Raw genomic sequence first — 23,396 nt, forward strand, 5'->3', positions numbered from 1 at the left:
TCCGCCTTGAAGCCCCAGTTCCCGTCCGGACCTTCCACCCGCCGCGCCCTCTACGGACTTGGCCTGCTGGCCGCGCTGAAGGCCCTGTCCCTGGTGCTCATGGGACAGGCCGTCGCCTCCGCCCTCGCCGGCCTCATGACGCAGGACGCCGCGTGGGCTGACCAGCTGGCCTGGGGCGCAGCCGGCGTGGTGCTGCGGTCCGTCACGGTCTGGGCGCAGGGCGTCGCCGCGAGGCGCGCCGCCCTGGGCGTCAAGGAGGAGCTGCGCGCGCAGCTCCTGGAGACCGCGCTTCGGAATGGCGTCCGGGCAACAGGCCCTTCCGACGGCGGCCTGGCGGTGCTCGCGACGCGCGGCCTGGATGCCCTGGACAGCTACTACACCCAGTACCTGCCCGCGCTGGTGAACTGTGCGGCCATACCGCTGCTGCTCGGCGCCCGGATCCTTTTCGCCGACTGGGTCAGTGCGGTGGTGATCGTCCTGACGGTGCCCCTGGTCCCCGTGTTCATGGTGCTGATCGGCCGCTACACCGAGGACAGGGTGCGGGACGCCCAGGCCGCCCTCTCCCGGCTGTCCGGGCACATGCTGGAACTCGCCAAGGGACTGCCGGTGCTGGTGGGACTCGGCCGGGCCGCCGCCCAGCGCCGCGCACTGGAGGACATCTCCGAGGACTACCGGTCCCGGACTATGGGGACCCTGCGGACGGCGTTCCTCTCCGCCCTCGCACTGGAACTGATCGCCACTATCTCCGTTGCCGTGGTGGCGGTGTTCATCGGTGTCCGGCTGGTCCACGGCGACATGGCGCTGGAGGCAGGGCTGCTGGCGCTCATCCTCGCCCCCGACTGCTACCTTCCGCTCCGCGAGCTGGGAACCGCCCACCACGCGAGCGACGACGGCCGGGCCGCCCTTGCCGAAACGACGGCGGTGCTGGAGGCCCCGGAGCCGCAGCGGCTCGTGCCCGGTCCGGCCCGTGCGGACGAGCAGGGGGGCGTATCTGTCCGGGATCTCACGGTCAGGTATCCGGGAAGGCAGGGTCCCGCCGTCGGGCCCCTCAGCTTTGCGGCGCCGGCCGGACTGGTCACCGCGCTGGACGGTCCCAGCGGGGCAGGCAAGAGCACCGTGCTGGGCGTTCTCGCGGGCACGGTCGGCAGTGGCGCCGGTACCGCAGTGTCCGGAACCATTGACGGGTTCGCGGCGAACGGTGTGGCCTGGGTGCCGCAGCATCCCGTGATGGTGGCGGACACCGTGCGCGGGGAGGTCCTGCTGTACCTGACAGCCGGCACTGATGCAGCCGATGCAGCCCCCGGCGATGAAGCACATGCCGGGGGAGTGCTGCGCTGCCTGGCGGCCGTCGGTGCGGACCATCTGGCGGACAAGCATCCGGCCGAACTGAGCCCGGGCGAGCTGCGCCGCGTCGCCCTGGCCCGCGGCCTGGCCCGCATCGAAGCCGGCGCCACGGTATTGCTCCTGGACGAGCCGACCGCCCACCTGGACAGGGACTCGGCCAACCGGGTTCACGAGGCCATCCGTGCGCTGCGCGGCCGCGCCACCGTCATCCTGGTGGCCCACGACCGCCAGACGAGGGAACTCGCCGACAGGATCGTGCGGGTTGCCGGGCGTGGAACCGGGTCCACCACTGAAACGTCCGCCACACGAACGTCGGCCACTGCCCATGCTTCGGCCGCGGACACCGTTCCCAGTGCGTTGGCCAGCGGCGGAGGCGATACCGATGCGGTGGCCGGCACCGTGCTGTCCGGCGCCCCGGGCGGCGTCCCCGGCGGCGAGGCACAGGCCAGCTCCGGCCACACCGCCGGGATGCTCGCCCGGCTCCTCGCGCCCGTGCGCGGGCGGTTCGCCGCGTCCGGGCTAGTCGGCGCCCTGGCCGCCCTCTTCGCCGTCGCGCTTTCCGGGTTGTCCGGCTGGCTCATCCTGCGCGCCAGCGAACAGCCGCCCATCATGTACCTCCTGACCGCAATCGTGGGTGTCCGGTTCTTCGGCATCGGCCGCGCCGTTCTGCGCTACTGCGAGCGGCTTCTCCTGCACGAAGCCGTGTTCGCCTCCCTCACGAAGCTCCGCGGCGGCCTCTGGGCCTCCCTGAGCCAGCGGGCGCTGTCCCTGCGCCGGCTCCTGCAGGGCGGCAACGTGCTGGGCGCTGTCATGGGGGACGTCGACACGGTCCGGGACCTGCTCCCGAGGGTTGTCCTGCCGCCGGTGACCGCAGTAGCGGTGACGGCGGCCGCAGCGGGTACGGTGGGCTGGCTGCTTCCGGCTGCCCTGCCGGCCATGCTCGCTGCCGCCCTGGTGAGCCTGGTGGCCGCGCCGGCCGCGTCGCTGCTCGCCGACCGGATGTCGGCCAAGGCCGAGCAGCGGCTGCGCTCCGGGGTCCTCCGGCGCATCGCCGCCGCTTTGGACGCCAGGGCGGAACTGCACGCGAACGGCGCGAAGGAGCCGGTACTGGACGGAATCCGGGCACTGGACCGGGACGCCACCGCCGCGGCCCGTCGTTCGGCCTGGGCAGAAGGGCTCGGCCAGGCGCTCACCGCGGCCGCGTGCGGGGCGGGCGCCCTCTACAGCGCCGTGCTGGCGGCTCCGCTGGTTCAGGCGGGGTCCCTTCCGGCCACGACTGTGGGCGTCGTGGTCCTTCTGCAGTTGGCGCTCGCCGAACCCTTTGGGGCCATGACGACGGCGGTCCGGCAGTTTCCGGCGCTGCGCGCGGTCCTGCGCCGCGTCGGTGCGTCGGGTGTGCTGCAGCCGGGCGAACCCAGCGCCAGCACGGACGCCGGGCAGCCTTCCCGCCCGGATTCCCGGGAGCTCGGGCAGCCGGGCGTTGAACTGGACGGGTTGCAGGCCGCGTGGCCAGGGGGCGGAGTCGTCTTCAGCGGTCTCTCCGCCGTGGCTGAGCCCGGCCGCTGGCTGGCGGTGACCGGCCCGTCGGGTGCCGGCAAGTCGACGCTGCTGGCAGTGATGTTGGGCTTTCTGCCCGCCCGGGCGGGCCGCATCGCCGTAACAGGCTCCGCGGCGTGGTGTCCGCAGGAGGCGCACCTCTTCGACTCCACCGTCCGCGGGAACCTGCTGCTTGGCAGTCCGCGGCAGGTGCCCGGAGCGGGGTCTTCAGCGGAGGCCGATCAGGCGATGCGGGAAGCTCTGGAGGCGGTCGGCCTGGCGCCGCTGCTGGCCCGGCTGGAAGAAGGCCTGGATACCCGCATTGGCCCGGGTGGAGCTTTCCTCAGCGGCGGTGAGCGGCAGCGCCTGGCCGTCGCGCGCACCCTCATGACGCAGGCCGACGTGATCCTTCTGGACGAGCCGACGGCGCACCTCGACGCCGAATCCGGCCGTGCGCTGATCGCCGACCTGCGTGCCGGACTCGCATCGCGCACCGTGGTGCTGGTGACCCACAACCCTGCCGACATCAGCCCCGACGATGCACTCCTGGACCTGCGGCCCGAAAACAGTCTCGCCGCATCTGTGGTGATGGCGTCCGGCCAGCCCGCCTAACCTGCGGCCCGGGCGCAGCCCGGCATGATGGCGCGGCCCATTCCCGGCGGCTAGCCTGTTTCCCATGACGCACAACGACGCCCCCGGCCTGCCAGCAGCCGGCTTCGGGGAACTGCCCGCCGTCGACTTTCCCGAACTGCGCTGGCGCAGCGCCGGCCCCGGGGATCTTGATGCGTGGGCGGCGCTGATTGCCCGGACCGCCGCCGCCGAGCAGCCGGTGTGGTTCGAACGGCGGGCCGACCTGGAACAGATCATGGAGTCCAGGAACAACCCGGTGGGGCGAAACACTGTCCTTGGCCTGGACGCCGACGGCGTTCCCCGGGCCTACGCCCGGCTGACCAAAAACAAGGACGGGGCAAAGGCACACGGATTCTGCGCCGTGGACCCGCACTGGCAGCGCCGCGGCGCCGGCTCAGCCCTCCTGTCCTGGCTGGAAGCGCGGACCCGGCAGCGGTTCGCGGAGGATGCCGGAGCGCGGCAGAACAACGCGGGCCGGGGCAGCACAGGGCCGGTGCCGCGGCTGCGCATTTTCATCGAACAGAAGCAGCAGCATCAGTGCGCGCTCCTGCAGGAGTCCGGGTACGGGGTGGTCCGCTATTACAACGAGATGCACCGTCCGCTCTCTGCTCCGCTGCCCGAAGCACCCCTCGACCACGGCCTGGAACTGGTGCCGATGGACCCCGGGCTGAGCGAAGCCGTGCGTCTGGCGCACAACCAGGTCTTCGCCGACCACTGGGGCAGCGAACCACGGGATGAGGAGGCCTGGGGCTTCGTGATCAACGACCCCCTGGCCCGGCCTGATCTCAGCGCCGTCGTGCTGGCGGGCAACACCGGTGAGGTGGTCGGTTACCAGCTTGCCAGCCATGACCCCGACACGGCGGTGACACGCGGGTTCACGGAGGGCTACACGGACCTGCTCGGCGTCCGCCGGGAATACCGCGGGCGCGGGATCGCGCAGGCGCTGCTGGCCGATGCCATGCGGCGTTTCGCCGCCGCAGGCATGGACAAGGCGTCGCTGGATGTGGACTCCGAGAACCCCACCGGTGCCATGGCGCTGTACCGCAAGATGGGCTACGTCCCGGTCAACACCAGCCTGGCCTGGGACAAGGTCCTGTAATCCCACACGCCGCAGTTGAACACGCCGCCGGTCAGCCGTCCACGTCCGCGAGGTGGTGGACGACGTCGTGCAGGAAATACTGCGCGAGCGTCAGGACGGTGAACTCCGAGCCGTTGCTGCGCAGCCCGGTCCGGCCCCACTGCGACTCCTGGACCCTGGCGAAGGAGGCAGCCACCTGCTCGCCCTCAGCGGTGAGTTCGGCGCTCACCACGGCAGGGTCGGCGTTCGCGTAGTCGCTCTCCACCGCCGTCCTGTCCTGGTCCCAGTTCTCAAACCGGGCGTTGTCCTCGGTGAGCATCAGGTTGAGGCGGCGGTCGAAAAGACTGAACACATCCCTGACATGGCAGGAGTACTCCAGCGCCGACCACGTGCTGTTGTCCGGCCGCTCGGTGGCGTCCGGCCGTCGGAGCACGGCCCGCCAGCGGGGCAACATGTTCTCGACGCTGCCGGGAACCGTTGACGGCGTGACGGTGGACGCGTCGAAGCCGCACTGGGTGCAGGGGCGGGACAGGACCCAGGTCCAGTCCTTTTCATCCGGGACGATAGGCATGGCAGTAGTCTAGGCGGATTCCGGCCAGGCCATGCTGGGGCCGATGACGTCCACAGCCTGCGACAGCGGAATGCCGGAACCGTCGCGCCGGCCGTGCTCCTGCGGCAGCGACCGGGCCACCCCAGCCGACGACGACGCCTTCGCCGGGCCGTGGCCCGCCCACGCCAGGAGCAGCGTGTCCTCGCCCTTCAGGAACCGGTGCGCCCGGACCCCGGCGGTGGCCCGCCCCTTGGCCGGGTATTCGGCGAAGGCCGTCACCTTGGCGGCCCCGGGGGCCGTGCCCGGCAGGGCACCTTCCGTGCCGGAAATGGTCACGACGACGGCGGCCTCGTCGCCGGGGGCGACGGCACCGAAGAACACCACCTGGTCGCCGGCGGCGAGTTTGATGCCTGCCATGCCACCGGCCGTCCGGCCCTGCGGGCGGACGACGGCGGCGCTGAACCGCAGCAGCTGTGCCTGCCGCGTCAGGAACACGAGGTCGGCGTCGTCGGACCCGGCAGGCGCCACACCCACCACGGTGTCCTTGTCCTTCAGCGCGATGACTTCCCAGTCCTCGCGGTTGAGGGGGTAGTCCGGCTGCACGCGTTTCACCACGCCCTGTGCCGTGCCGAGCGCCAGCACCTCATCGAGCGGCGCGAACGCCACAAGGGACTCACCCTTCAGGAGGGTGATGAAATCCTTGGCCGGAACGCCGCCGGCCAGGTTCGGCACGCCGGAGACCGGCGGGAGGACGGGCATGTCCATCACCTGGATCCGCAGCATGCGCCCCTGCGAAGTGATTGCGGCGATCTCGCCCCGGGCAGACGTCTTGATCACCGAGCGGAACACGTCGTGCTTGGAGCGCGGGCCGGCCTCGGCCAGGCTGTCCTGGTTGGCGGTCCGGGCAATCTGGCCGGAGGCTGTGAGGATCGCCCAGCACGGGTCGTCGGCGATCTCGAGGGCCAGGGGAGCGGGCTTTCCCCTGACGCCTGCCTTGCCCTCGACGCCGGCGGCGCTGGCCACCGTGGGGGCCACGGCCTCGGACTCGAGCAGCACGGTCCGCCGCGGCGTGCCGTACTTCTCCGCGATCTCGCCGAGTTCGCCGGAGACGAGTTCGCGCAGCAGCTGATCGGATTCGAGGATGGCCTCCAGTTCGGCGATCTCCTTGCGAAGCTCGTCCTGTTCCTTCTCCAGCTCGATCCTGCTGTATTTGGTCAGCTGGCGGAGCCGGAGCTCAAGGATGTAGTTGGCCTGGATCTCGGAGAGATCGTAGATGGACATCAGCCGTTCGCGCGCCGCGGAGACCTCGTCCGAGGACCGGATGATCTGGATGACCTCGTCGATGTCCACGATGGCGATGAGCAGGCCCTCCACGAGGTGGAGGCGGTCCTTCTTCTTGCCGAGCCGGAACGCCGTCCGGCGCCGCACCACCAGGATGCGGTGGTCCACGTACACGGTGAGCAGCTGCAGCAGGCCCAGCGTCTGCGGCTGACCCTCCACAAGGGTGACGTTGTTGATGCCGAAGGAATCCTCCATCGGCGAGTAGCGGTAGAGCTGCTGGAGGACGGCGTTCGGGTTGAAACCGTTCTTCAGCTCGATGACCAGCCGCAGGCCGTGCTTGCGGTCGGTCAGGTCCACGACGTCGCTGATGCCTGCCAGTTTCTTGCTGTTGACCGCGTCCTTGATCTTCTCGATCACCTTCTCCGGGCCCACCATGTACGGCAGTTCGGTGACCACGAGGCCGGTCCGGCGGGCCGAGAGCTGCTCCACCTCCACCTTGGCGCGGGTCTTGAAGGAACCGCGGCCCGTGGCGTAGGCGTCCCGGATGCCGTCCAGGCCCACGATGCGGCCGCCGGTGGGCAGGTCGGGGCCGGGGACGAACCGCATGATGTCTTCCAGCGTGGCGTCCGGGTTGGCGATGAGGTGCCGGGCCGCGGAGATGACCTCCACGAGGTTGTGGGGGGCCATGTTCGTGGCCATGCCGACGGCGATGCCGGTGGTGCCGTTGACCAGCAGGTTGGGGAACGCTGCGGGCAGGACCTCGGGCTGGGTGAGCTGGTTGTCGTAGTTGGGGACGAAGTCCACCACGTTTTCGTCGAGGTGGTCCGTCATGGTGAGCGCTGCCGCCGCCAGGCGGGCCTCCGTGTACCGTGGTGCCGCGGGGCCGTCGTCGAGCGAGCCGAAGTTTCCATGGCCGTCGATCAGGGGGAGCCGGAGCGAGAAGTCCTGCGCCATGCGCACCATGGCGTCGTAGATGGCGGTGTCGCCGTGCGGGTGGAGCTTGCCCATGACCTCACCCACCACGCGGGCGCTCTTGACGTGGCCCCGGTCCGGACGGAGGCCCATGTCGCTCATCATGTAGAGGATGCGCCGCTGGACGGGCTTCAGGCCGTCGCGGGCGTCGGGCAGGGCCCGGGAGTAGATGACCGAGTACGCGTACTCCAGGAAGGAGCCTTCCATCTCGGAAGTCACGTCGATGTCAACGATGTTTTCGGTGTAGTCCTGGACTGTTTCCCCTGCGGGGGTGCGTGTTTGGCGGCGTGCCATGGGGCTGGTGGATCCTTTTTGGGGTGCACTTCGGGAGGTTTGGCTAGGCTAAGCCTATGGTGGATCAGCCCGGGGACGGCGAATATCCGGAATATTGGGAGGCCGATGTCGTTCTGAGGGACGGCGGCACAGCGCATTTGCGGCCCATCCATCCCACCGACGCGGACGCCGTGCAGACGTTCCACACGCGGCAGTCGCAGAACTCCATCTACATGCGGTTCTTTGCCTTCAAGGAGCGGCTCTCCAGCCGCGAGCTCAAGCGTTTCACCGAGGTGGACTACCGGGACCGGGTGGCCTTCGTGATCACCATCGGCGGGGACATCATCGGCATCGGCCGGTACGACCGGCTGGATGACCCCGCGGAGGCCGAGGTGGCCTTCAACATCGCCGACGCGCACCAGGGCCGCGGCATCGGCTCGATCCTGCTGGAGCACCTGGCGGCGGCGGCCCGCGAAAACGGGATCCGCAGGTTCAGTGCCGAGGTGCTGCCCGAGAACCGCAAGATGCTCATGGTCTTCTCCGATGCCGGCTACGACGTCAAACGCCATTTCGACGACGGCGTGGTGAGCCTGGAGTTCAACATCGACCCCACGGACAAGTCACGCGCGGTGATGGAAGCCCGGGAGCACCGCGCGGAGGCGAGGAGTGTGCAGGACCTGCTGGCGCCGTCGTCGGTAGCGGTGATCGGCGCAAGCCGGCGGTGGGGGACCGTGGGGTACCAGCTCCTGGAACACATCATCGAAGGCGGCTTTACCGGTCCTGTCTACGCCATCAACCCCGAAGCCTTTGAACTGGCCGGCATGCAGTCCTTCGGCAGGCTCTCCGAGGTGCCCGGGCCCGTGCAGCTGGCGATTGTCGCGGTGCCCTACGAGGAAGTCCCCAAGGTGGTTGATGAGTGCGCGGCTGCCGGCGTGAAGGGCGTCCTGGTGGCTTCGGCCGGATTCACCGAGGACGGGGAGCGGGGCCTCGCCCGGCAGCGCGAGCTGGTGCGGCAGGCACGCGCCAACGGGATGCGGGTCATCGGACCCGCTTCGCTGGGCATCGTGAACACCAACTCCGCGGTTTCATTGAACGCCTCCATGGCGCCCAGCCTGGCGCGGGGCGGCGGACTCGGGCTGTTCAGCCAGTCCGCGGCGATCGGTGTGGCGCTGTACGCGGCGTCCAGCCGGCGCCGTGCCGGCATCTCCACGTTCCTGTCGGCCGGAAACCGGGCCGATGTGTCCGGCAACGACATGATGCAGTTCTGGGAGGACGACGCCGACACCACCGCCGTGGGCCTCTATCTGGAGTCGATCGGCAATCCCCGCAAATTCTCCCGCATCGCCCGCCGGCTCGCCCGGACCAAGCCGGTGATTGTGGCCAAGTCCACTTCCATGGGGCTGCAGCTGCCGCCCGGCCATGCCGTGCGCACCACCCAGGCTCCCGCCGATGCGCTGGATTCGATGATGCGCCAGGCCGGCGTGATCCGGGTGGAAACCATCGAACAGCTCATGGACGTGGCGCAGATCGTGTCCGCCCAGCCGCTCCCCAAGGGGGCCGGGGTGGCGGTCTTCAGCAACTCCGGGGCGCTTGGGAAAGTGGTGGCGGACAGCGCCCTCTCCCAAGGGCTGGGCGTTGAGGAGCTCGTGACGGAGCTGGACCTGGACGTCGGCATGTCCCGTGCCCTGCCGGCACTGCGGGACAGGCTCCGGGAAGTCCTGGCCAGGGAGGCAGTCCATGCGGCAGTGGTTGCCTTCCTTCCCGCCCGCGGTCTGACCGTTGAGCACATTGCCGGGGCGCTCGCAGAATCCTCCGCCGAGGCCGGCAAGCCCGTGGTGGCGGCGTTCACCGGCATCCTCGATCCGTCGGTATACGTGGAAGGCATGGTGGGGGGAGGCCCCGGCGCGGCACCGGTGCCGTGCTATTCGAACCCCGGGGCGGCAGTGGCCGCCCTGTCCGCGGTGGTGCGGTACGCCGAATGGGCGGAACGGGACCAGGGCCTCTTCGTGGATCCTAACGGGTGCGATCCCGACGCAGCGCACGCTGACCTCGAGAACCTGCTGGCCGACGTCCGCGGCGAGCAGCTCAAGCAACTCGGCCCCGGGGACGCCGCCCGCCTGCTGGCGCATTACGGAATCAGGGTCATGCCGTCGGAAGGCTTCGACACGGAGGACGAAGCCGTGGAGGCGGCCGGCCGGCTGGGCTGGCCGGTGGCGCTGAAGACCACCGATCCGACGCTGCGCCACCGGCTGGACCTGGGCGGCGTGCGGCTGGACATCCAGGACGCGGATTCACTGCGGCTGAACATCCTCCAGATGCGCCGGGCGCTGGAGCCCTACGGCCGGGCGTCGCTGGAGGTCCAGACCATGGCCCCGGTGGGCCAGGCGTGCACGCTGCGCGCCATCGAGGACCCACTGCTGGGGCCCGTGGTCTCCTTCGGACTGGCCGGGGACGCCGTCAACCTGCTGGACGACTGGGCCCACCGGGCGCCGCCGCTCTCGGGCGCCGACCTTCGTGACCTTGTCCGCAGCCCGCGCGCGTCCCGGAAGCTGTTCGGCTACCAGGGCCTGCCCGCCGTCGATGTTTCCGCCCTGGAGGATGTGGCCGCGCGGCTGGCGCGGCTCAAGGACGCGCATCCGGAGATAGCACTCGTGGAGTTCAACCCGGTCCTGGCCACGCCGCAGGGGGCATTCATCCTGGCCGCCGACGTGCGGATCGGGAACGCGGCGCAGCGTACCGACAGCGCGCGGCGGGCCATGCGGAGCTAGGCGCTGGTGCAGCCGCAGGGCAGGCGAAGCTGGCCTATTGGTTAGCGTGTGCCACACCGATCTGTGAAAATGGGGAAATGAGCTCCCAGCCTCCCACCTCGAAGCCTCAAGCGCCCGACCACAGCCCGCAGGCTTTCCACCACAGCTCGCACAACCACAGCGTGCAGGGCCAGAGCCTCGAAGGCGCCCTGCAGCAGGCCGGCTTCTACCCCCTGCTGGTGGCCGACGTGGTGGATGACGCCCTGGACGGCCGGGACTGCCTCGCACACCTGGTCCACCTCGAGACGCACTTCGACCGTGCCGAGGTCCGCCGGCACATCACTGTCCTGGTCCTCACCGAGGACATGCTGGTGATCACGCACGTGGACGACCAGCAGCTCGACGAGGCGGGCGAACAGATCGTGGCGCAGATTTCCACCGAATCCGTCCCGGTGGCGCAGATCCGCTCGGTGGTCCTGAGCTACATGTACGCCCAGCCGCAGAATTACAAGCCTTCGGACCCGGTCCGTGAGGTCACTCTCTCCATTGCCTGGTCCGGCGGCCAACGCCTGGACATGGGACCGGCGAGCTGCGGCGACCCGCAGTGTGAGGCCGACCACGGCTACAGCGGCACCATCGCCCAGGAGGACATCGTCCTGCGCATCAGCGCCGAGGCGGACGGCCTGCAGGCGGTCCAGGACGCCAAGCTTTTTGCCCGTGCCCTGCGCGCGGTGAACACCGGATCCCCCACCCCGGTGCGGCATGCGCCCTCCGCCACCCACCCGCGTCCCCGCATGGGCGTTTTTGCCAACCGGCTCAGCCGCGGGCACAAGCGCTGAGATGCAGGAACAGCACAACCATTCTCCAGACTCCGCACCACGGGCCACGGGATCGGGCACTGCCGTAAGCGGTCTGCCGGCCGCCCCGGCCTACGGCCGCCGCTCCGTGGCCGAGGTGCTGGGCAGCGCGGCTGCCAGCGTGGGCGTACCGGGCTTCGAGAACGCGCTGGGCCTGCCGCAGGCCAAACGGGTGTGCGTGGTCCTGGCCGACGGGCTGGGACGCAGCCTGCTCAAGCAGAAGACGGCGCACACTCCGTTCCTGCGCGGCGTCCTGCAGCAAGGCCAGGGGACCGTGCCCGTCTGGCTGGATGCCGCCTTCCCGTCAACCACCGCAGCCTCCCTCGCCAGCCTGGGCACGGGACTCGCTCCCGGCCAGCACGGGCTGGTGGGATATGACGTCCTTGATCCGGGCCAGGACAAGGTGGTCAACATGCTGGGAAACTGGGATGCCGCCGTGGACCCACGGCAATGGCAGCCGTTCCCCACCGTCTTCGAACGTGCCTCCGAGCACGTGGCGGTCACCACCGTCAGCCTGCCGCAGTTCGGCGGCTCACCCATGACCGAGGCGGCGCTGCGCGGCGGCACGTTCGTCTCCGGCATTACTTCCCACGCCCGCACCGCGGCGGCAGCCGAGGCCATGGCTGACGCGGACACCGCCCTCATGTATTTCTACGTGAACGACCTTGACAAGGCCGGCCACCGGTACGGCGCCCAGTCGCCGCAGTGGGAGCACCAGCTCGAGGAGCTGGATGCCACGGTCAAGCGCCTTGATGCATCCCTCCCGGCCGGAACCACAGTGCTGGTGACGGCCGACCACGGGATGCTGGACGTGCCGGAGTCACAGCGCCTGGATTACGCCGCCGACCCCTCCCTGGTGGACGGTGTCCGGCACACTGCCGGGGAACCGCGCATGGTGCACCTGTACTTGGAGGACGGCGCCGGCGAAGCCGCACGGGAGCGTCTGCTGGCGGCATGGCGCACCCGCTTCGGGGAGCGGATCTGGGCCTTCACCCGGGAGGAAGCCGTGGCGGCCGGGCTCTTTGGAACGGTACGGCCCGAGGTTACGGGACGGCTGGGCGATGTGATGGTGGCGGCCCGGGACACGCTGGCACTCTACGACACGCGCCGGGTGCGTCCGACGGCCATGGAGGTCGTCGGCCAGCATGGCTCCCTGACCAAGGCCGAGCGCGAAGTCCCGCTGCTCAGTTTCCAGGCTTCCGGCAGGACAGCGTCCGGTAAGACAGGCGGCCGCCGGGGAACCCGTGGCTGAGCTCGTCTTTTTCTCCGGAACCATGGACTGCGGGAAGTCCACCCTCGCGCTGCAGATGGACTACAACCACCGCGCCCGGGGCCGCGGCGGAGTGCGGTTCAGCCGCAACGACCGCGCCGGCGACTCCCGGATCTCCAGCCGTTTGGGGCTGCAGGCCGAGGCCGTGGAAGTCGTCGACACCACGGACTTCTGGGACGAAGTGGTGCTACGCCGCACCCAGGGGATCCGCGTGGACTACCTCATCTGCGACGAGGCACAGTTCTATTCAGCCGCCCAGGTGGAGCAATTGGCGCGCGTGGTGGACGAGATCGAGGTGGACGTCTTTGCCTTCGGCATCACCGCGGACTTCCGCACCCGCCTGTTCCCTGGTTCGCAGCGCCTGATTGAACTCGCGGACAGGGTGCAGGTCCTGCAGGTTGAAGCGCTGTGCTGGTGCGGCCGGCGCGCCACCCATAACGCCAGGACGGTCGACGGCGTGATGGTCACCGAAGGGGCCCAGGTGGTGGTCGGCGATGTGGACATGGCCGTTGATCCTGCCGCCGCCGGTCCCGGCAGTGATGCAGGCCATGTCCCCGTGGTGGGTTACGAAACGCTGTGCCGGAGGCACTTCATGCGCCGGGTCACCGCCCACGGCGCCAGCATCATTGCCCAGCAGGACCAGCTGCTCCCGTTCGAGGTGGACGCCTGCCTGTGGCACGGTGCCGGTGATAGAGCCAGCAGCCTGTTCTCAGTCGCCGCGGGTGCCGAAGACGATTTCGTCCCAGCTGGGAACACTTGAGCGCTTCGGCCGGGACGGCTGGCGTTCCGGTTCGTCCCGGTCCTGATCGGTGCGGGACGTTCCCTGGCCAGGCTGTGGCCGGGTTCCATCGAGGCGGCTTCCGTCCAAACGGCTTCCGTCCAACCGGCGGCGGGAGTTGCCGCGGCCCAGGAGTTCGTCCAGTCCAGGGTTGGCAGGCGCCGGACGGCCGGTAACCGGGCCGGGGGACTGCGCCGCCGGTGAGTTGGGCTCCTCGGGCTTGGCCGGACCGGGGTTGCTGGACGCGGCGGTGCGACCGGGGACTATGGTGATTTCGCGTGTGTGGGTGCTGACGCCGTCGTGAAGTTTCAGCGACTCGTCGTCGGTTTCCTCGTGCCGGGGAACCAGGTTGAGGCGGGAGACCATCGAAGGCCGGCCGTCACGGCGTCGTGCCAGCGTGAACTCCGCCGCCGGAGCCCCGGCGCCGTCGTCGTCGTTGTTCTCCTCAGGTTCCGATTCCGGATCCTGTTCCGCGCCGTCCTGTGCTGAATCATGTGGATGCGCTGAATCATCTGGATGCGCTGAATCATCCTGATGCCCGGAATTCTCCGGCTGCCAGGAACCATCGGCCGACGATTCCGTCTCCGTGTCTGCAGGTGCTTCCTCTGCCCGCGGGTGGGCGGCCGGGACACCGTTTGCGAGCAGCAGCGCGAGGGCGTCGTCGCTGTCCTCATCGACGCCAATCCGCTGGCCGCGCCGCGAACGCAGCATGTCCAGCAGGCCGTCCGGGTCCTTCTGCTGCTCTGCGCTGTTGCCTGTGCCGGCGCCCATGCCGGTGCGGGCTGCGGCGTCCGCGTCGGTTTCGAAGTCGAAAGGCCTGTCGGACACCGCGGAGAGCCGCCGGGCCGGCACAGGTCCGTCCAGGGGCTCCAGTTCGCTGAGCTGCTGGGCCCAGCGGTTCGCGTTCTGCAGGGACTTGCGGGTCGGGTTGAAGGTCCACATCGCGGGAGGTTCTTCGCCGATGCTCGCGTGGCCGCCGGGGGCGGCTTCAAACGTGGCCACCACGGTCCAGGTGCCGTCCGGACGGCGCCATGAATCCCACTCCAGCGTTGAGGACTGGATGCCGTGCGCGGCGAGCCGGTGGGCCACCATGTCGCCGAGTGTGGCGGGGTTGTCGCCGAAGGCGGACCGGTATACGTCGTGTCCCGGGGCGGGGGAGGCGACTTCCACCTTCTGGGCCTGCTGGGCAATGTACGCGCGTTCGGCCAGGACCGGTCCTTCGTACCGCTCGACCTTTTCCTGCGGCATGCCAGAGGCGGCGGCAACCTCGGCAGCCGTGGAGCCGCTGCGGATTTTCGCCTGGATGTCGCGGGGAGACATGGCAATGGGGGCGCCTGTGGACGGGCGCGCGGAGGGCCGGCTGGCAGCCAGCCTGAGCGCCTCATTGATCGGCAGCCGGAACATTGTGCCGGCGGTACCGCTTAACAGGAGATGCTCCCCGTCGTCGTGGACGCCTACAAGCCGTAGATCCTGCATACAATCCTCCACCCTGGCATTACTATCATTCGAAACTCTGCCACCCCGCACTGTCTTTTCCCGTTAGGGCAGAGGGCGCGCCGCGAAATTCCGGGAGTTTCGGGCGGCTGCTGGAGGCCAGTCGGAGGCGGTGATTCGGCTATGGCGTTTACGCGCAGCGCGGAGAACAATGTGCGCGTACCGGGCACAAACCAGGGCCGTCCGGCGTTGTCCCGGATGAATCATTTGAGCGATTCGACGGAGTGTGAGCAGCAGGCCATGGCGACGGATTATGATGCGCCGCGGAAGTCCGAAGAGGACCTCAATGAGGACTCGATTGAGGAGCTGAAGACCCGCCGTGCCGAGAAACCCACGGCAGTGGTGGAGGAGGACGAGTCCGACCTCGCCGAAGGCTATGAGCTGCCCGGAGCCGACCTGTCCGGCGAGGAGCTGCTGGTCCGGGTTCTGCCGGCCCAGGCCGACGAGTTCACCTGCGCCTCGTGCTTCCTGGTCCGGCACCGCTCCCAGATCGCCCGGGAAAAGAACGGGCTCCTGTACTGTCGCGACTGTGAAGGCTAGGCGCGACTGTGAAGGCTAGGCGCTACTTGCCGGTCAGCGCAGCGACGAGTTCCTCGGGACGGCGGGTGGAGGTCAGCCAGTAAGGCGTGGGGTCCGACGGGTCGGCGATCTCGATCCTGACCACCGGATCAATCCATCCCCGGATGCAGAGGTAAGCCAGTCCGTTCAGGCGTGTACCGCGCTCCGCCGTCGCTTCTTTGCCGCGGTACGCCGCAGCCCCGCCCACCAGGCTGCGTTCGATGCTGGCCCGTCCGACCTGCAGGGTGCGCGCAGTCACGGATATTGATGGCGTGGAGAGGACCAGCAGCACGGCTTCGATGGCAAACAGCACCACGGCTGCCGTGAAGCCGGCCGGAAGGCTGATGGGCGCGAAAACCAGGATGCCTGCTGACGCGATGCCCAATGCGACGATCCAGATCCACGCGCCGGGCCACAGCTTTTCCGAGAAAATTACGGTTTCGTCCGGTGACGACGGGTTGCGGGCAGGGACGGCACTTGATTCGGGCATGCCCCCAAGCTTAGTGGCCGGCAGGAGGGCGTACTGCAATAGGAGGAGTTAGAGCGCGGGCGATAGAGTGTGGGACTGTGACTGACGAATCAACGGCCATGACATCCCTTGCACAGCAGACCCCCGTGACCGCCGCTGCGCAGCCGCCCAGGGCGGAGTTCGGAGCGCCCACGGTGCAGGTGCAGCTGAAAATGCTCGACGACGGCCTGGAAGCGCCGTCCTACGCCCACCCCGGGGACGCCGGGGCGGACCTGCGCGCCCGCGTTGACGTGGTCCTCGAACCGGGGGAGCGGCGGCTCGTTCCCACCGGCGTCGCCATCGCGCTGCCGGACGGCTTTGTGGCCCTCATCCACCCCCGCTCGGGCCTCGCCACCAAGCACGGGCTCACCGTCGTGAACGCACCCGGAACCGTCGACGCCGGGTACCGCGGAGAGATCGCGGTGACGCTGCTCAACACCGACCGCGAGCAGGCCATTGAGCTGCGGCGCGGCGATAGAATTGCACAGATGGTGATCCAGCGCGTGGAGCACGCGCAGTTCGTCGCCGTGGGGGAGCTGAACGACTCTGTCCGCGGTGCCGGCGGCTTCGGCTCCACGGGCGGGTTTGCCGTTCCGGGCACGTAGCGGCACCACACCTGCCGGGCTGCACACCCGCATATTCGGGGCGCGACACGATCACAACTAAGGAGACAACGCATGGTTTTTGGGCGGGGCAAGAAAGCCAAGAAGCAGGAATCGGCAGAGCCGGAGGACGTCCGGGAGGACGCCACCCCGGATCCGGCCCCGAATCCTGTGGACGACCGCAGGGCCAACGGCCCCTTCGACGTCTCCGAGATCAGCAGCCGCGACGGCTATGTGGACCTCGGCGCCCTTCTCATTGCCCCCCGCGACGGACTGCAGCTCCGGCTTGAAGTCGAGGAAGCAACCCAGCGCGTCGTCGCCGTGACCATGGACCTCGAGGGGTCAAGCCTGCAGCTGCAGGCGTTTGCCGCACCCCGCTCCGAAGGGCTCTGGGACGAGATCCGGGAGCAGATCGGGCAGTCTGTCGGCGGCCAGGGCGGCCAGGTCGAGGAGATCCCGGGGGACTACGGCGTCGAACTCGTGGCCAAGCTGCCGGCTGGCGCCCCGGACGGCAGCCAGGGTTACCGCGTTGCCCGCTTCGTCGGCGTCGACGGCCCCCGTTGGTTCCTCCGCGGCGTTTTCGGCGGCGAAGCCGCGCTGGACCGTGAAGCGGCAGCCAGCCTCGAGGACCTTTTCCGGAAGATCGTGGTCATCCGGGGTGAGAACCCCATGCCGCCGAGGGACCTGCTGCAGCTGCGCCTGCCCAAGGACGCCGCCGGATCCGTGCCCCCTGCAGCGCCGGACCTCGAGCAGCCGGAGCGCGGGCCGGAGATCACCCAGATTGGTTGATGCAGGCGGCCCGCAGGACCAGGCGGTACCGATTCGCGGGCTGCCGGAGCGCGGGCGCGTCCTGTGCCACGGATTTATCGAGTCGGTGACCTACGCGCCCCCGTCAGAGGTGGCAGCCTTCGCGGCCATCGTCTCGGACCATGACACCCTTCCCGCGGAGCGGCGCGGGCGGCTCCGCGTCATTTGGCTGGGCCGCCGCCGAATTCCGGGGATCGACGCCGGGACCGAACTCAGGCTCGAAGGCATGCTGACCGTAAGAGAAGGCATGTCCACCATGTTCAACCCCCGCTACGAGATACTGTCCCGCCAGGAGAACCAATGACTTTGCCTGAGAACCCCGATTCGGGACCGGGCCGCGAAGAACCCAAGCCGGCGCCCGAGACCCCGGGTTTCGCCGGGCTGGCCGAGGACTACGCGTCCAAGGCAGGGCTGCACCGCACGCACGACGGCCGCATCGACGTCCTGAAGAGCGCCGGCGGCTACCAGGGAATCGCGGAGAGCATCCTGCCCGGCCTGGTCTTCCTGGTCGCCTTTACCGTCACCACCGCACTGACGCCGTCGCTCATCGCAGCGCTGGGCACTGCAGCCGTCTTCACCGTGGTCCGGCTCGTGCAGCGCCGCCCGCTGACCCAGGCGCTGGCCGGCGTCGTTGGCGTGGGCATCTCAGCGTGGCTCGCCAACACCACGGGCAAGGCGGAGGACTTCTACCTTCCGGGATTCCTGGCGAACTCGGCCTACATTGTGGCGATGGTCATCTCCATTGCCGTCCGTTGGCCGATCGCCGGCCTGCTGTTCGGGTTCATCCGGAACGAGGGCCTGGACTGGCGCAAGGACCCGGCCCGGGTCCGCGCCTACCGGCTGGGCACATGGATCATCGTCAGTGTCCTGGCGCTGCGCCTGCTGGTGCAGGTTCCCCTGTACCTGATGGGGCCGGAGGGGCTGGCCGCGCTGGCCACCACCAGGCTCATCATGGGTGCGCCGCTGTACATCCTCGGCGTGTGGATCGCCTGGCTCGTCACGCGGCCCGCGGCAACGCCTGACGGTCAGCCGTCGAAGCCGTCGTCGTCCAGCTGATCTGACCGGGACGCCTGTTCTGCGGTTGCCGGGCCAGCCGCCGCAGCGGCGGGCGTCGCCGGGGTATCGCGTGGCTCCTGCCCTTCATCGTCATCTTGTCCCGGCCGCTGGCCGGAGCCGGGTGACAGCAGCTCGCGGAGCTGGTCTTCGGCCGCGATGGTGGTGACGAAAAACAGTTCGTCGCCACCGTCGATGACGTCGTCCCGGCTGGGCGTGATCGGTGCCTGGTCCCGCAGGATGGCCACGAGCGTGGAGTCCTCCGGCCAGTCGATGGCGCCGACCGTGAGGCCGATGGCGTGCGAGTCGTGCGGCACCGTGAACTCGACTATGGAAGACACGCCCGTCTGCAGGGTCAGCAGCCGGACGAGATCGCCGATCTCCACCGCTTCCTCCACAAGGGCCGTCATCAGCTGGGGCGTGTTCACCGCAACGTCGACGCCCCACGAGTCGTTGAACATCCAGTCGTTCTTCGGGTTGTTCACGCGCCCCACGGTGCGCCCGATGCCGAACTCGGTCTTGGCCAGCAGCGAGACGACGAGATTCACCTTGTCATCGCCGGTGGCGGAAACCACCACGTCAGCGTCCTCGAGCCTGGCGTCCTGCAGGGTGCTCAGTTCGCACGCGTCGCCCACCAGCCAGTGCGCGCCGCGCAGGCCGCTGCGCCCGATCACTTCGGGCTTGAGGTCAATGAGCAGGATCTCGTGCTTATGGGACAGCAGCTCACGGGCAATCGAGGAGCCGACGCTTCCGGCCCCGACGATGACGACTTTCACTTAGGACTCCTTGGCGGGTGCTTTGGCGAGGATGTGGGCGACTTCGGACGTTCGGTCCACCCGCAGCATGGCATGCACCGTGTCGCCGTCCTGGTAGGAGGTGCCCGCGGCGGGCAGCATCCCCTCGCCGAACCGGGTCAGGTAGGCCACCCGGACGTCGGCCGCCTTTTCGATGGAGGTGACCGGATGGCCCACCCATTCCGGGTGCAGGTCCAGTGCGGCCAGCACGAGGCGGCCTGACGGATCGCGGAAGTCCCCGGCAAGGTGCTGTTCGGGAAGGATGCGGCGCAGGACCTGGTCGGCGCTCCAGCGCACCGCGGCCACCGTGGGGATGCCCAGGCGCTGGTAGATCTCGGCGCGGCCGGGATCGTAGATCCGGGCCACCACGTGCGGCACATGGAACGTCTCCCGCGCCACCCTGGTTGCCAGGATGTTGGAGTTGTCGCCGCTCGACACGGCGGCAAAGGCATAGGCATCCGCAACGCCCGCCTGCTTCAGGGTGTCGCGGTCAAAGCCGACGCCGGTGACTTTCCGGCCGGTGAAGCCCGAGCGGAGGCGGCGGAAGGCGCGGTCGTCCTGGTCGATGATGGCCACCGAATGGCCGGCATCCTCGAGCGTGTGCGCCAAGGTGGCCCCGACGCGTCCACAACCCATGATCACGAAGTGCGCCACGCGTTCTCTCCTCAACTCTCGGCCGACTGCTCCGTAAGACTCTACCGCCGGAAACCTGCCATGACATCGCGTGCGAATCAGACTAACTTTGTGTGGTGCTGACAATTCTGAATGCCGTGAAGCGCGTGCTGGTGGGAAGGCCCTTCCGGAACGACAGGATGGCCCACACCCTCCTGCCGAAGCGGATCGCGCTCCCCATCTTCGCCTCGGACGCATTGTCCTCCGTGGCCTACGCCCCCGATGAGATTCTCCTCACGCTGGCCCTGGCCGGCGTGAGCGCGGTGGCCATCTCCCCGCTCGTGGGCCTCGCCGTCATGGTGGTCCTGCTCACGGTGGTGGCGTCCTACCGGCAGAACGTCCACGCCTATCCGTCCGGCGGCGGTGACTACGAGATCGCCAACGAAAACCTGGGCAAGTTCGCCGGGCTGACTGTCGCCGCGGCCCTGCTGGTGGACTACGTCCTGACCGTCGCCGTGTCCATGTCCTCCGCGGCCGCCTATCTCACCACCGCCATTCCCTCGCTGCATGGGCAGCAGGCCATCATCGCCACCATCGGCGTCGTGATCCTGGCGCTGGTCAACCTGCGCGGCATCAAGGAAGCCGGCAGCGTCTTCGCGGTACCGACGTACATCTTCATGGCCTCCATCCTGGGCATGACCGCCGTCGGCGTCTTTCAGGCGGCCACCGGCCAGCTGGGCCAGGCGCCGTCGGCCGCGTTCACGATCGTCCCCTCACCCGACTTCGACCAGGGACTCGTGGGCCTCGCCGGCGCGTTCCTGCTGCTGCGCGCCTTTTCCTCCGGCGCCGCAGCCCTGACCGGTGTGGAAGCGATCAGCAACGGCGTGCCGAACTTCCAGAAGCCCAAGAGCAAGAACGCGGCCACCACGCTGCTGCTCCTCGGGATCATCGCCTCGGCCATGCTGGCAGGAATCATCTACCTGGCCAACGCCACCAAGGTGCACATCGTGCTCGACCCCGCCACCGAATTCCGGCTCAACGGGCAGCCCCTGCCCGAGAGCTATATCCAGAACCCGGCCATCAGCCAGATTGCGCAGACCATCTTCGGCGCCGGGTCCATTCCGTTCTACATCGTGGTCGCGGCCACCGGCGTCATCCTGGTGTTTGCCTCCAATACGGCCTTCAACGGCTTCCCGGTGCTGGGCTCCATCCTTGCCCAGGACGGCTACCTGCCGCGGCAGCTGCGCACCCGCGGCGACAGGCTCGCCTTCAGCAACGGCGTGCTTGCCCTGGCCGCCGGCGCGCTGGTGCTCATCCTGTCGTTCAACGCCGATGTGACCAAGCTCATCCAGCTGTATATCGTCGGTGTTTTCATCTCCTTCACGGCCAGCCAGCTGGGCATGGTCCGGCACTGGGGCCGGGAGCTGAAACTGGCCAAGGACAAAGCGGTGCGCCGCCGCATCATCAAGTCGCGCACCATCAACATGACCGGCTTCGGCATGACCGCACTAGTGCTCGTGATCGTGCTGATCACCAAGTTCGAACAGGGGGCCTGGATTGCCCTGCTCGCCATGTTCGTCCTGTTCCTCATCATGTGGAGCATCCGCGCCCACTACGACAACGTGGCCAAGGAGCTGGCGGTCGACGAGGATTCGTCGCCGCGCGCCCTGCCCACACGCGTGCACGCCGTGCTGCTGGTGTCCCATGTCCGCAAGCCCGTGCTCCGGGCGCTTGCCTACGCGCGTGCCTCCCGGCCGTCGCGGCTGGACGCCATCACCGTGGACATCAACGCCGAGGAGACAGCGCACACGCTCGCCGACTGGGAGAAGCTGGAGATCCCGGTTCCGCTGACCATCCTCGCCAGCCCCTACCGCGAGACGGTCACGCCGATCATGGACTACATCAAGAACATGCGCCGGGACTCGCCCCGGGACCTCATTGTGGTCTACATCCCCGAGTATGTGGTGGGTAAATGGTGGGAACAGCTGGTGCACAACCAGACAGCCCTCCGCATCAAGACCCGGCTCCACTTTGAGCCCGGCGTCATGGTTGCCAGTGTTCCCTGGCAGCTCAAATCATCCGAAGAAGCCAAGAGACTGCAGGACATTCAATGAGCCCGGACACCCAGACCACCTCCACCGGACTCGAACTGGTGGTCGACGTCGGCCCAGTTGCGCACGGCGGACACTGCGTGGCCCGGCACGAGGGCCGCGTGGTCTTCGTCCGCCACGGCATCCCGGGCGAGCGGGTGCGGGTCCGGCTCACCGATGCCGGGGAGAAGGCCAAGTTCTGGCGGGCGGACGTTGTGGAAGTCCTGGATGGTTCCCCGGACCGGGTACCGCACTTCTGGCGGACGGCCGACTCCGCCGGCTCCTGGGCGCACGGGCGCCCGCCGGTCGGCGGCGCAGAACTTGGCCACGTGTCCCTGCAGCGCCAGCGGAGCCTCAAAGCGGAGGTGCTGGCCGAACAGCTCAGGCGGCTGGCCGCCGTCGAACTTTCCCCGGTTGTTGAAGCGGTCGGGGCGGCAAACACCACAACGGACGACGCCGGAACAACTGACAGTGCCGGAACAACTGACAGTGCCGGAACAGCGGACGACGGCGGGGCCGGGCTTGCGTGGCGCACTCGCGCCAGCTTTGGGGTCACCCAGAGCGGCCGGCTCGGCATGCACGCCCACCGCTCCGACCAGGTGATCCCTGTGCAGGAGATGCCGCTGGCCGTCGACGGGATCAACGCCCTGCGGCTGTGGGATGTGGACCTTCAGGGCATCGAGCGGGTGGAGGTGGCCGCGCCCGCCAACGGCTCGCGGCCGCTTGTGCTGCTGGCCCCGGCTCCCGGGACGCGCGCCAAACGGCTGAACTCCATCCTGTCCCAGCTCCCCGCGGACGTGTCCGTGGCCAGTTACGATCCCCTCAAGAATGAGACGCTGCAGCTCCGCGGCCGGACCTGGGTGCAGGAATCTGCGGCCGGCCACGACTACCGTGTCACGGGTGCGGGCTTCTGGCAGATCCACCGCGACGCACCGGAAACCCTGGTGGGTGCCGTCACCGGATTCCTGCACGAGGGCGGGTTCCTGGAACCCGGCGCCGCGGTGGCGGACCTCTACGCCGGTGCGGGGCTGTTCACGGCGCCGCTGGCCGACGCGGTGGGGGAGACCGGGTCGGTGCTGTCCGTGGAGGGTGCGCCCGGCACCAGCCGGGACGCCCGGAAAAACCTCCACGGTTCACCGCAGGTGGAGATTGTGCAGGGCAAGGTGGAGCGGGTGCTCCGGCAGCGGCCGCGCCAGTTCGACGCCCTCATTCTCGACCCGCCGCGCGCCGGCGCGGGCAAGGCAGTGGTCAGCCAGCTGATTGCCTCAAACCCCCGCGCCATTGCCTACATTTCCTGCGACCCGTCGTCGTTCGCACGCGACATTGGTTACTTCCAGCAGGGCGGCTGGCAGCTGTCCGGGCTGCGTGCCTTCGACCTGTACCCGCACACGCACCACCTGGAGACCGTCGCACTGCTGACTCCCCGCGGGTGATGCCACTACTATGGGCGATGTAGCCCCCGTCGCGCCCGTGTTCCCGGCTGACCATGCAGTTTGATGCGACCGGCACTAATTAGGGTGTCCTAACTAGCAAGCGGTCAACCGCGCGACAAAGATGAAACT

At 68.9% G+C, this 23,396-nt stretch carries 19 protein-coding genes; 13 read left to right on the forward strand and 6 right to left on the reverse strand.

Annotated features, from left to right (window positions below; translation table 11 throughout):
• The first annotated feature begins 6 nt into the window (after nucleotides 1–6).
• Nucleotides 7–3,492 carry a thiol reductant ABC exporter subunit CydD gene (gene cydD / locus ACFQ50_RS02625; protein WP_377993974.1) on the forward strand — a complete coding sequence of 1,162 codons (3,486 nt, stop codon included), beginning with the start codon at nucleotides 7–9 and terminating at the stop codon, nucleotides 3,490–3,492.
• Nucleotides 3,493–3,556: 64 nt separating this feature from the next.
• Nucleotides 3,557–4,609 carry a GNAT family N-acetyltransferase gene (locus ACFQ50_RS02630; RefSeq protein ID WP_377993975.1) on the forward strand — a complete coding sequence of 351 codons (1,053 nt, stop codon included), beginning with the start codon at nucleotides 3,557–3,559 and terminating at the stop codon, nucleotides 4,607–4,609.
• Between the two features lie 31 nt (nucleotides 4,610–4,640).
• On the opposite strand, the gene ACFQ50_RS02635 is transcribed toward ACFQ50_RS02630, so the two are convergent.
• The gene (locus ACFQ50_RS02635) at nucleotides 4,641–5,159 is read right to left on the reverse strand and encodes a DinB family protein (RefSeq protein WP_377993976.1); all 519 of its coding nucleotides are present in this window, start codon (nucleotides 5,157–5,159) and stop codon (nucleotides 4,641–4,643) included.
• Between the two features lie 9 nt (nucleotides 5,160–5,168).
• On the reverse strand, nucleotides 5,169–7,685 hold the full coding sequence (locus ACFQ50_RS02640) for a DNA topoisomerase (ATP-hydrolyzing) subunit A (protein ID WP_377993977.1): 2,517 nt from the start codon (nucleotides 7,683–7,685) through the stop codon (nucleotides 5,169–5,171).
• 56 nt (nucleotides 7,686–7,741) lie between these two features.
• On the opposite strand from ACFQ50_RS02640, the gene ACFQ50_RS02645 reads away from it, so the two are divergent.
• The 4 genes from ACFQ50_RS02645 (at nucleotide 7,742) to ACFQ50_RS02660 (ending at nucleotide 13,298) form a co-directional block, all read left to right on the forward strand.
• A complete protein-coding gene (locus ACFQ50_RS02645) occupies nucleotides 7,742–10,432 on the forward strand; it encodes a GNAT family N-acetyltransferase (RefSeq protein ID WP_377993978.1) in 2,691 nt (896 codons plus the stop codon).
• A 77-nt stretch (nucleotides 10,433–10,509) separates the two neighbouring features.
• The gene (locus ACFQ50_RS02650; protein WP_377993979.1) at nucleotides 10,510–11,250 is read left to right on the forward strand and encodes a DUF5998 family protein; all 741 of its coding nucleotides are present in this window, start codon (nucleotides 10,510–10,512) and stop codon (nucleotides 11,248–11,250) included.
• A 1-nt stretch (nucleotide 11,251) separates the two neighbouring features.
• The gene (locus tag ACFQ50_RS02655; protein WP_377993980.1) at nucleotides 11,252–12,520 is read left to right on the forward strand and encodes an alkaline phosphatase family protein; all 1,269 of its coding nucleotides are present in this window, start codon (nucleotides 11,252–11,254) and stop codon (nucleotides 12,518–12,520) included.
• The gene (locus ACFQ50_RS02660; protein ID WP_377993981.1) at nucleotides 12,513–13,298 is read left to right on the forward strand and encodes a thymidine kinase; all 786 of its coding nucleotides are present in this window, start codon (nucleotides 12,513–12,515) and stop codon (nucleotides 13,296–13,298) included. Before ACFQ50_RS02655 ends, ACFQ50_RS02660 begins: the two co-directional genes overlap by 8 nt.
• On the opposite strand, the gene sepH is transcribed toward ACFQ50_RS02660, so the two are convergent.
• Nucleotides 13,248–14,792, reverse strand: a complete 1,545-nt coding sequence (gene sepH, locus ACFQ50_RS02665; protein ID WP_377993982.1) for a septation protein SepH — start codon at nucleotides 14,790–14,792, stop codon at nucleotides 13,248–13,250. The two genes, ACFQ50_RS02660 and sepH, sit on opposite strands and share 51 nt — an antisense overlap.
• A 258-nt stretch (nucleotides 14,793–15,050) precedes the next feature.
• Here sepH and ACFQ50_RS02670 point away from each other — a divergent pair, with 258 nt between their 5' ends.
• On the forward strand, nucleotides 15,051–15,350 hold the full coding sequence (locus tag ACFQ50_RS02670; protein WP_306922384.1) for a DUF4193 domain-containing protein: 300 nt from the start codon (nucleotides 15,051–15,053) through the stop codon (nucleotides 15,348–15,350).
• A 22-nt stretch (nucleotides 15,351–15,372) separates the two neighbouring features.
• Here the strand turns inward: ACFQ50_RS02670 and ACFQ50_RS02675 are convergent, their stop codons facing one another.
• Nucleotides 15,373–15,858 (reverse strand): DUF3093 domain-containing protein, encoded by a 486-nt coding sequence (locus ACFQ50_RS02675; protein ID WP_377993983.1) that lies wholly within the window; start codon nucleotides 15,856–15,858, stop codon nucleotides 15,373–15,375.
• A gap of 77 nt (nucleotides 15,859–15,935) precedes the next feature.
• Between ACFQ50_RS02675 and dut the strand changes: the two genes are divergently transcribed.
• From dut to ACFQ50_RS02695, 4 genes are all read left to right on the forward strand, one after another.
• Entirely contained in the window at nucleotides 15,936–16,481 is a 546-nt protein-coding gene (dut, locus tag ACFQ50_RS02680) for a dUTP diphosphatase (protein WP_377993984.1), read from the forward strand.
• Nucleotides 16,482–16,553: 72 nt separating this feature from the next.
• Entirely contained in the window at nucleotides 16,554–17,267 is a 714-nt protein-coding gene (locus ACFQ50_RS02685; protein ID WP_377993985.1) for a DUF3710 domain-containing protein, read from the forward strand.
• Nucleotides 17,260–17,589: a hypothetical protein gene (locus tag ACFQ50_RS02690; RefSeq protein ID WP_377993986.1), complete on the forward strand. Its 330-nt coding sequence runs from the start codon at nucleotides 17,260–17,262 to the stop codon at nucleotides 17,587–17,589. Before ACFQ50_RS02685 ends, ACFQ50_RS02690 begins: the two co-directional genes overlap by 8 nt.
• Nucleotides 17,586–18,341: a DUF3159 domain-containing protein gene (locus ACFQ50_RS02695; RefSeq protein ID WP_377993987.1), complete on the forward strand. Its 756-nt coding sequence runs from the start codon at nucleotides 17,586–17,588 to the stop codon at nucleotides 18,339–18,341. The genes ACFQ50_RS02690 and ACFQ50_RS02695 overlap by 4 nt, the downstream gene beginning before the upstream one ends.
• Here the strand turns inward: ACFQ50_RS02695 and ACFQ50_RS02700 are convergent.
• Complete coding sequence (locus tag ACFQ50_RS02700) at nucleotides 18,311–19,114, reverse strand: potassium channel family protein (RefSeq protein WP_377993988.1); 804 nt, start codon at nucleotides 19,112–19,114, stop codon at nucleotides 18,311–18,313. The two genes, ACFQ50_RS02695 and ACFQ50_RS02700, sit on opposite strands and share 31 nt — an antisense overlap.
• A complete protein-coding gene (locus ACFQ50_RS02705) occupies nucleotides 19,115–19,786 on the reverse strand; it encodes a potassium channel family protein (RefSeq protein WP_377993989.1) in 672 nt (223 codons plus the stop codon).
• Nucleotides 19,787–19,881: 95 nt separating this feature from the next.
• On the opposite strand from ACFQ50_RS02705, the gene ACFQ50_RS02710 reads away from it, so the two are divergent.
• Nucleotides 19,882–21,858 (forward strand): APC family permease, encoded by a 1,977-nt coding sequence (locus ACFQ50_RS02710; RefSeq protein ID WP_377993990.1) that lies wholly within the window; start codon nucleotides 19,882–19,884, stop codon nucleotides 21,856–21,858.
• Nucleotides 21,855–23,267, forward strand: coding sequence for a class I SAM-dependent RNA methyltransferase (locus ACFQ50_RS02715; RefSeq protein ID WP_377993991.1), 1,413 nt, complete (start codon nucleotides 21,855–21,857; stop codon nucleotides 23,265–23,267). Before ACFQ50_RS02710 ends, ACFQ50_RS02715 begins: the two co-directional genes overlap by 4 nt.
• Nucleotides 23,268–23,396 lie beyond the last annotated feature (129 nt).

Origin of the sequence: Arthrobacter sp. NPDC056493, from assembly GCF_042795115.1 — a bacterium.
GTDB lineage: Bacteria > Actinomycetota > Actinomycetes > Actinomycetales > Micrococcaceae > Arthrobacter.

Bases quoted from the DNA above. Each gene is read 5' to 3' on its own strand.
- ACFQ50_RS02675 (WP_377993983.1), bottom strand. From the start codon at position 15,858: ATGCCCGAATCAAGTGCCGTCCCTGCCCGCAACCCGTCGTCACCGGAC.
- ACFQ50_RS02655 (WP_377993980.1), top strand. From the start codon at position 11,252: ATGCAGGAACAGCACAACCATTCTCCAGACTCCGCACCACGGGCCACG.
- ACFQ50_RS02670 (WP_306922384.1), top strand. From the start codon at position 15,051: ATGGCGACGGATTATGATGCGCCGCGGAAGTCCGAAGAGGACCTCAAT.
- ACFQ50_RS02635 (WP_377993976.1), bottom strand. From the start codon at position 5,159: ATGCCTATCGTCCCGGATGAAAAGGACTGGACCTGGGTCCTGTCCCGC.
- ACFQ50_RS02650 (WP_377993979.1), top strand. From the start codon at position 10,510: ATGAGCTCCCAGCCTCCCACCTCGAAGCCTCAAGCGCCCGACCACAGC.
- ACFQ50_RS02715 (WP_377993991.1), top strand. From the start codon at position 21,855: ATGAGCCCGGACACCCAGACCACCTCCACCGGACTCGAACTGGTGGTC.
- ACFQ50_RS02645 (WP_377993978.1), top strand. From the start codon at position 7,742: ATGGTGGATCAGCCCGGGGACGGCGAATATCCGGAATATTGGGAGGCC.
- sepH (WP_377993982.1), bottom strand. From the start codon at position 14,792: ATGCAGGATCTACGGCTTGTAGGCGTCCACGACGACGGGGAGCATCTC.
- ACFQ50_RS02685 (WP_377993985.1), top strand. From the start codon at position 16,554: ATGGTTTTTGGGCGGGGCAAGAAAGCCAAGAAGCAGGAATCGGCAGAG.
- ACFQ50_RS02640 (WP_377993977.1), bottom strand. From the start codon at position 7,685: ATGGCACGCCGCCAAACACGCACCCCCGCAGGGGAAACAGTCCAGGAC.
- ACFQ50_RS02630 (WP_377993975.1), top strand. From the start codon at position 3,557: ATGACGCACAACGACGCCCCCGGCCTGCCAGCAGCCGGCTTCGGGGAA.
- ACFQ50_RS02695 (WP_377993987.1), top strand. From the start codon at position 17,586: ATGACTTTGCCTGAGAACCCCGATTCGGGACCGGGCCGCGAAGAACCC.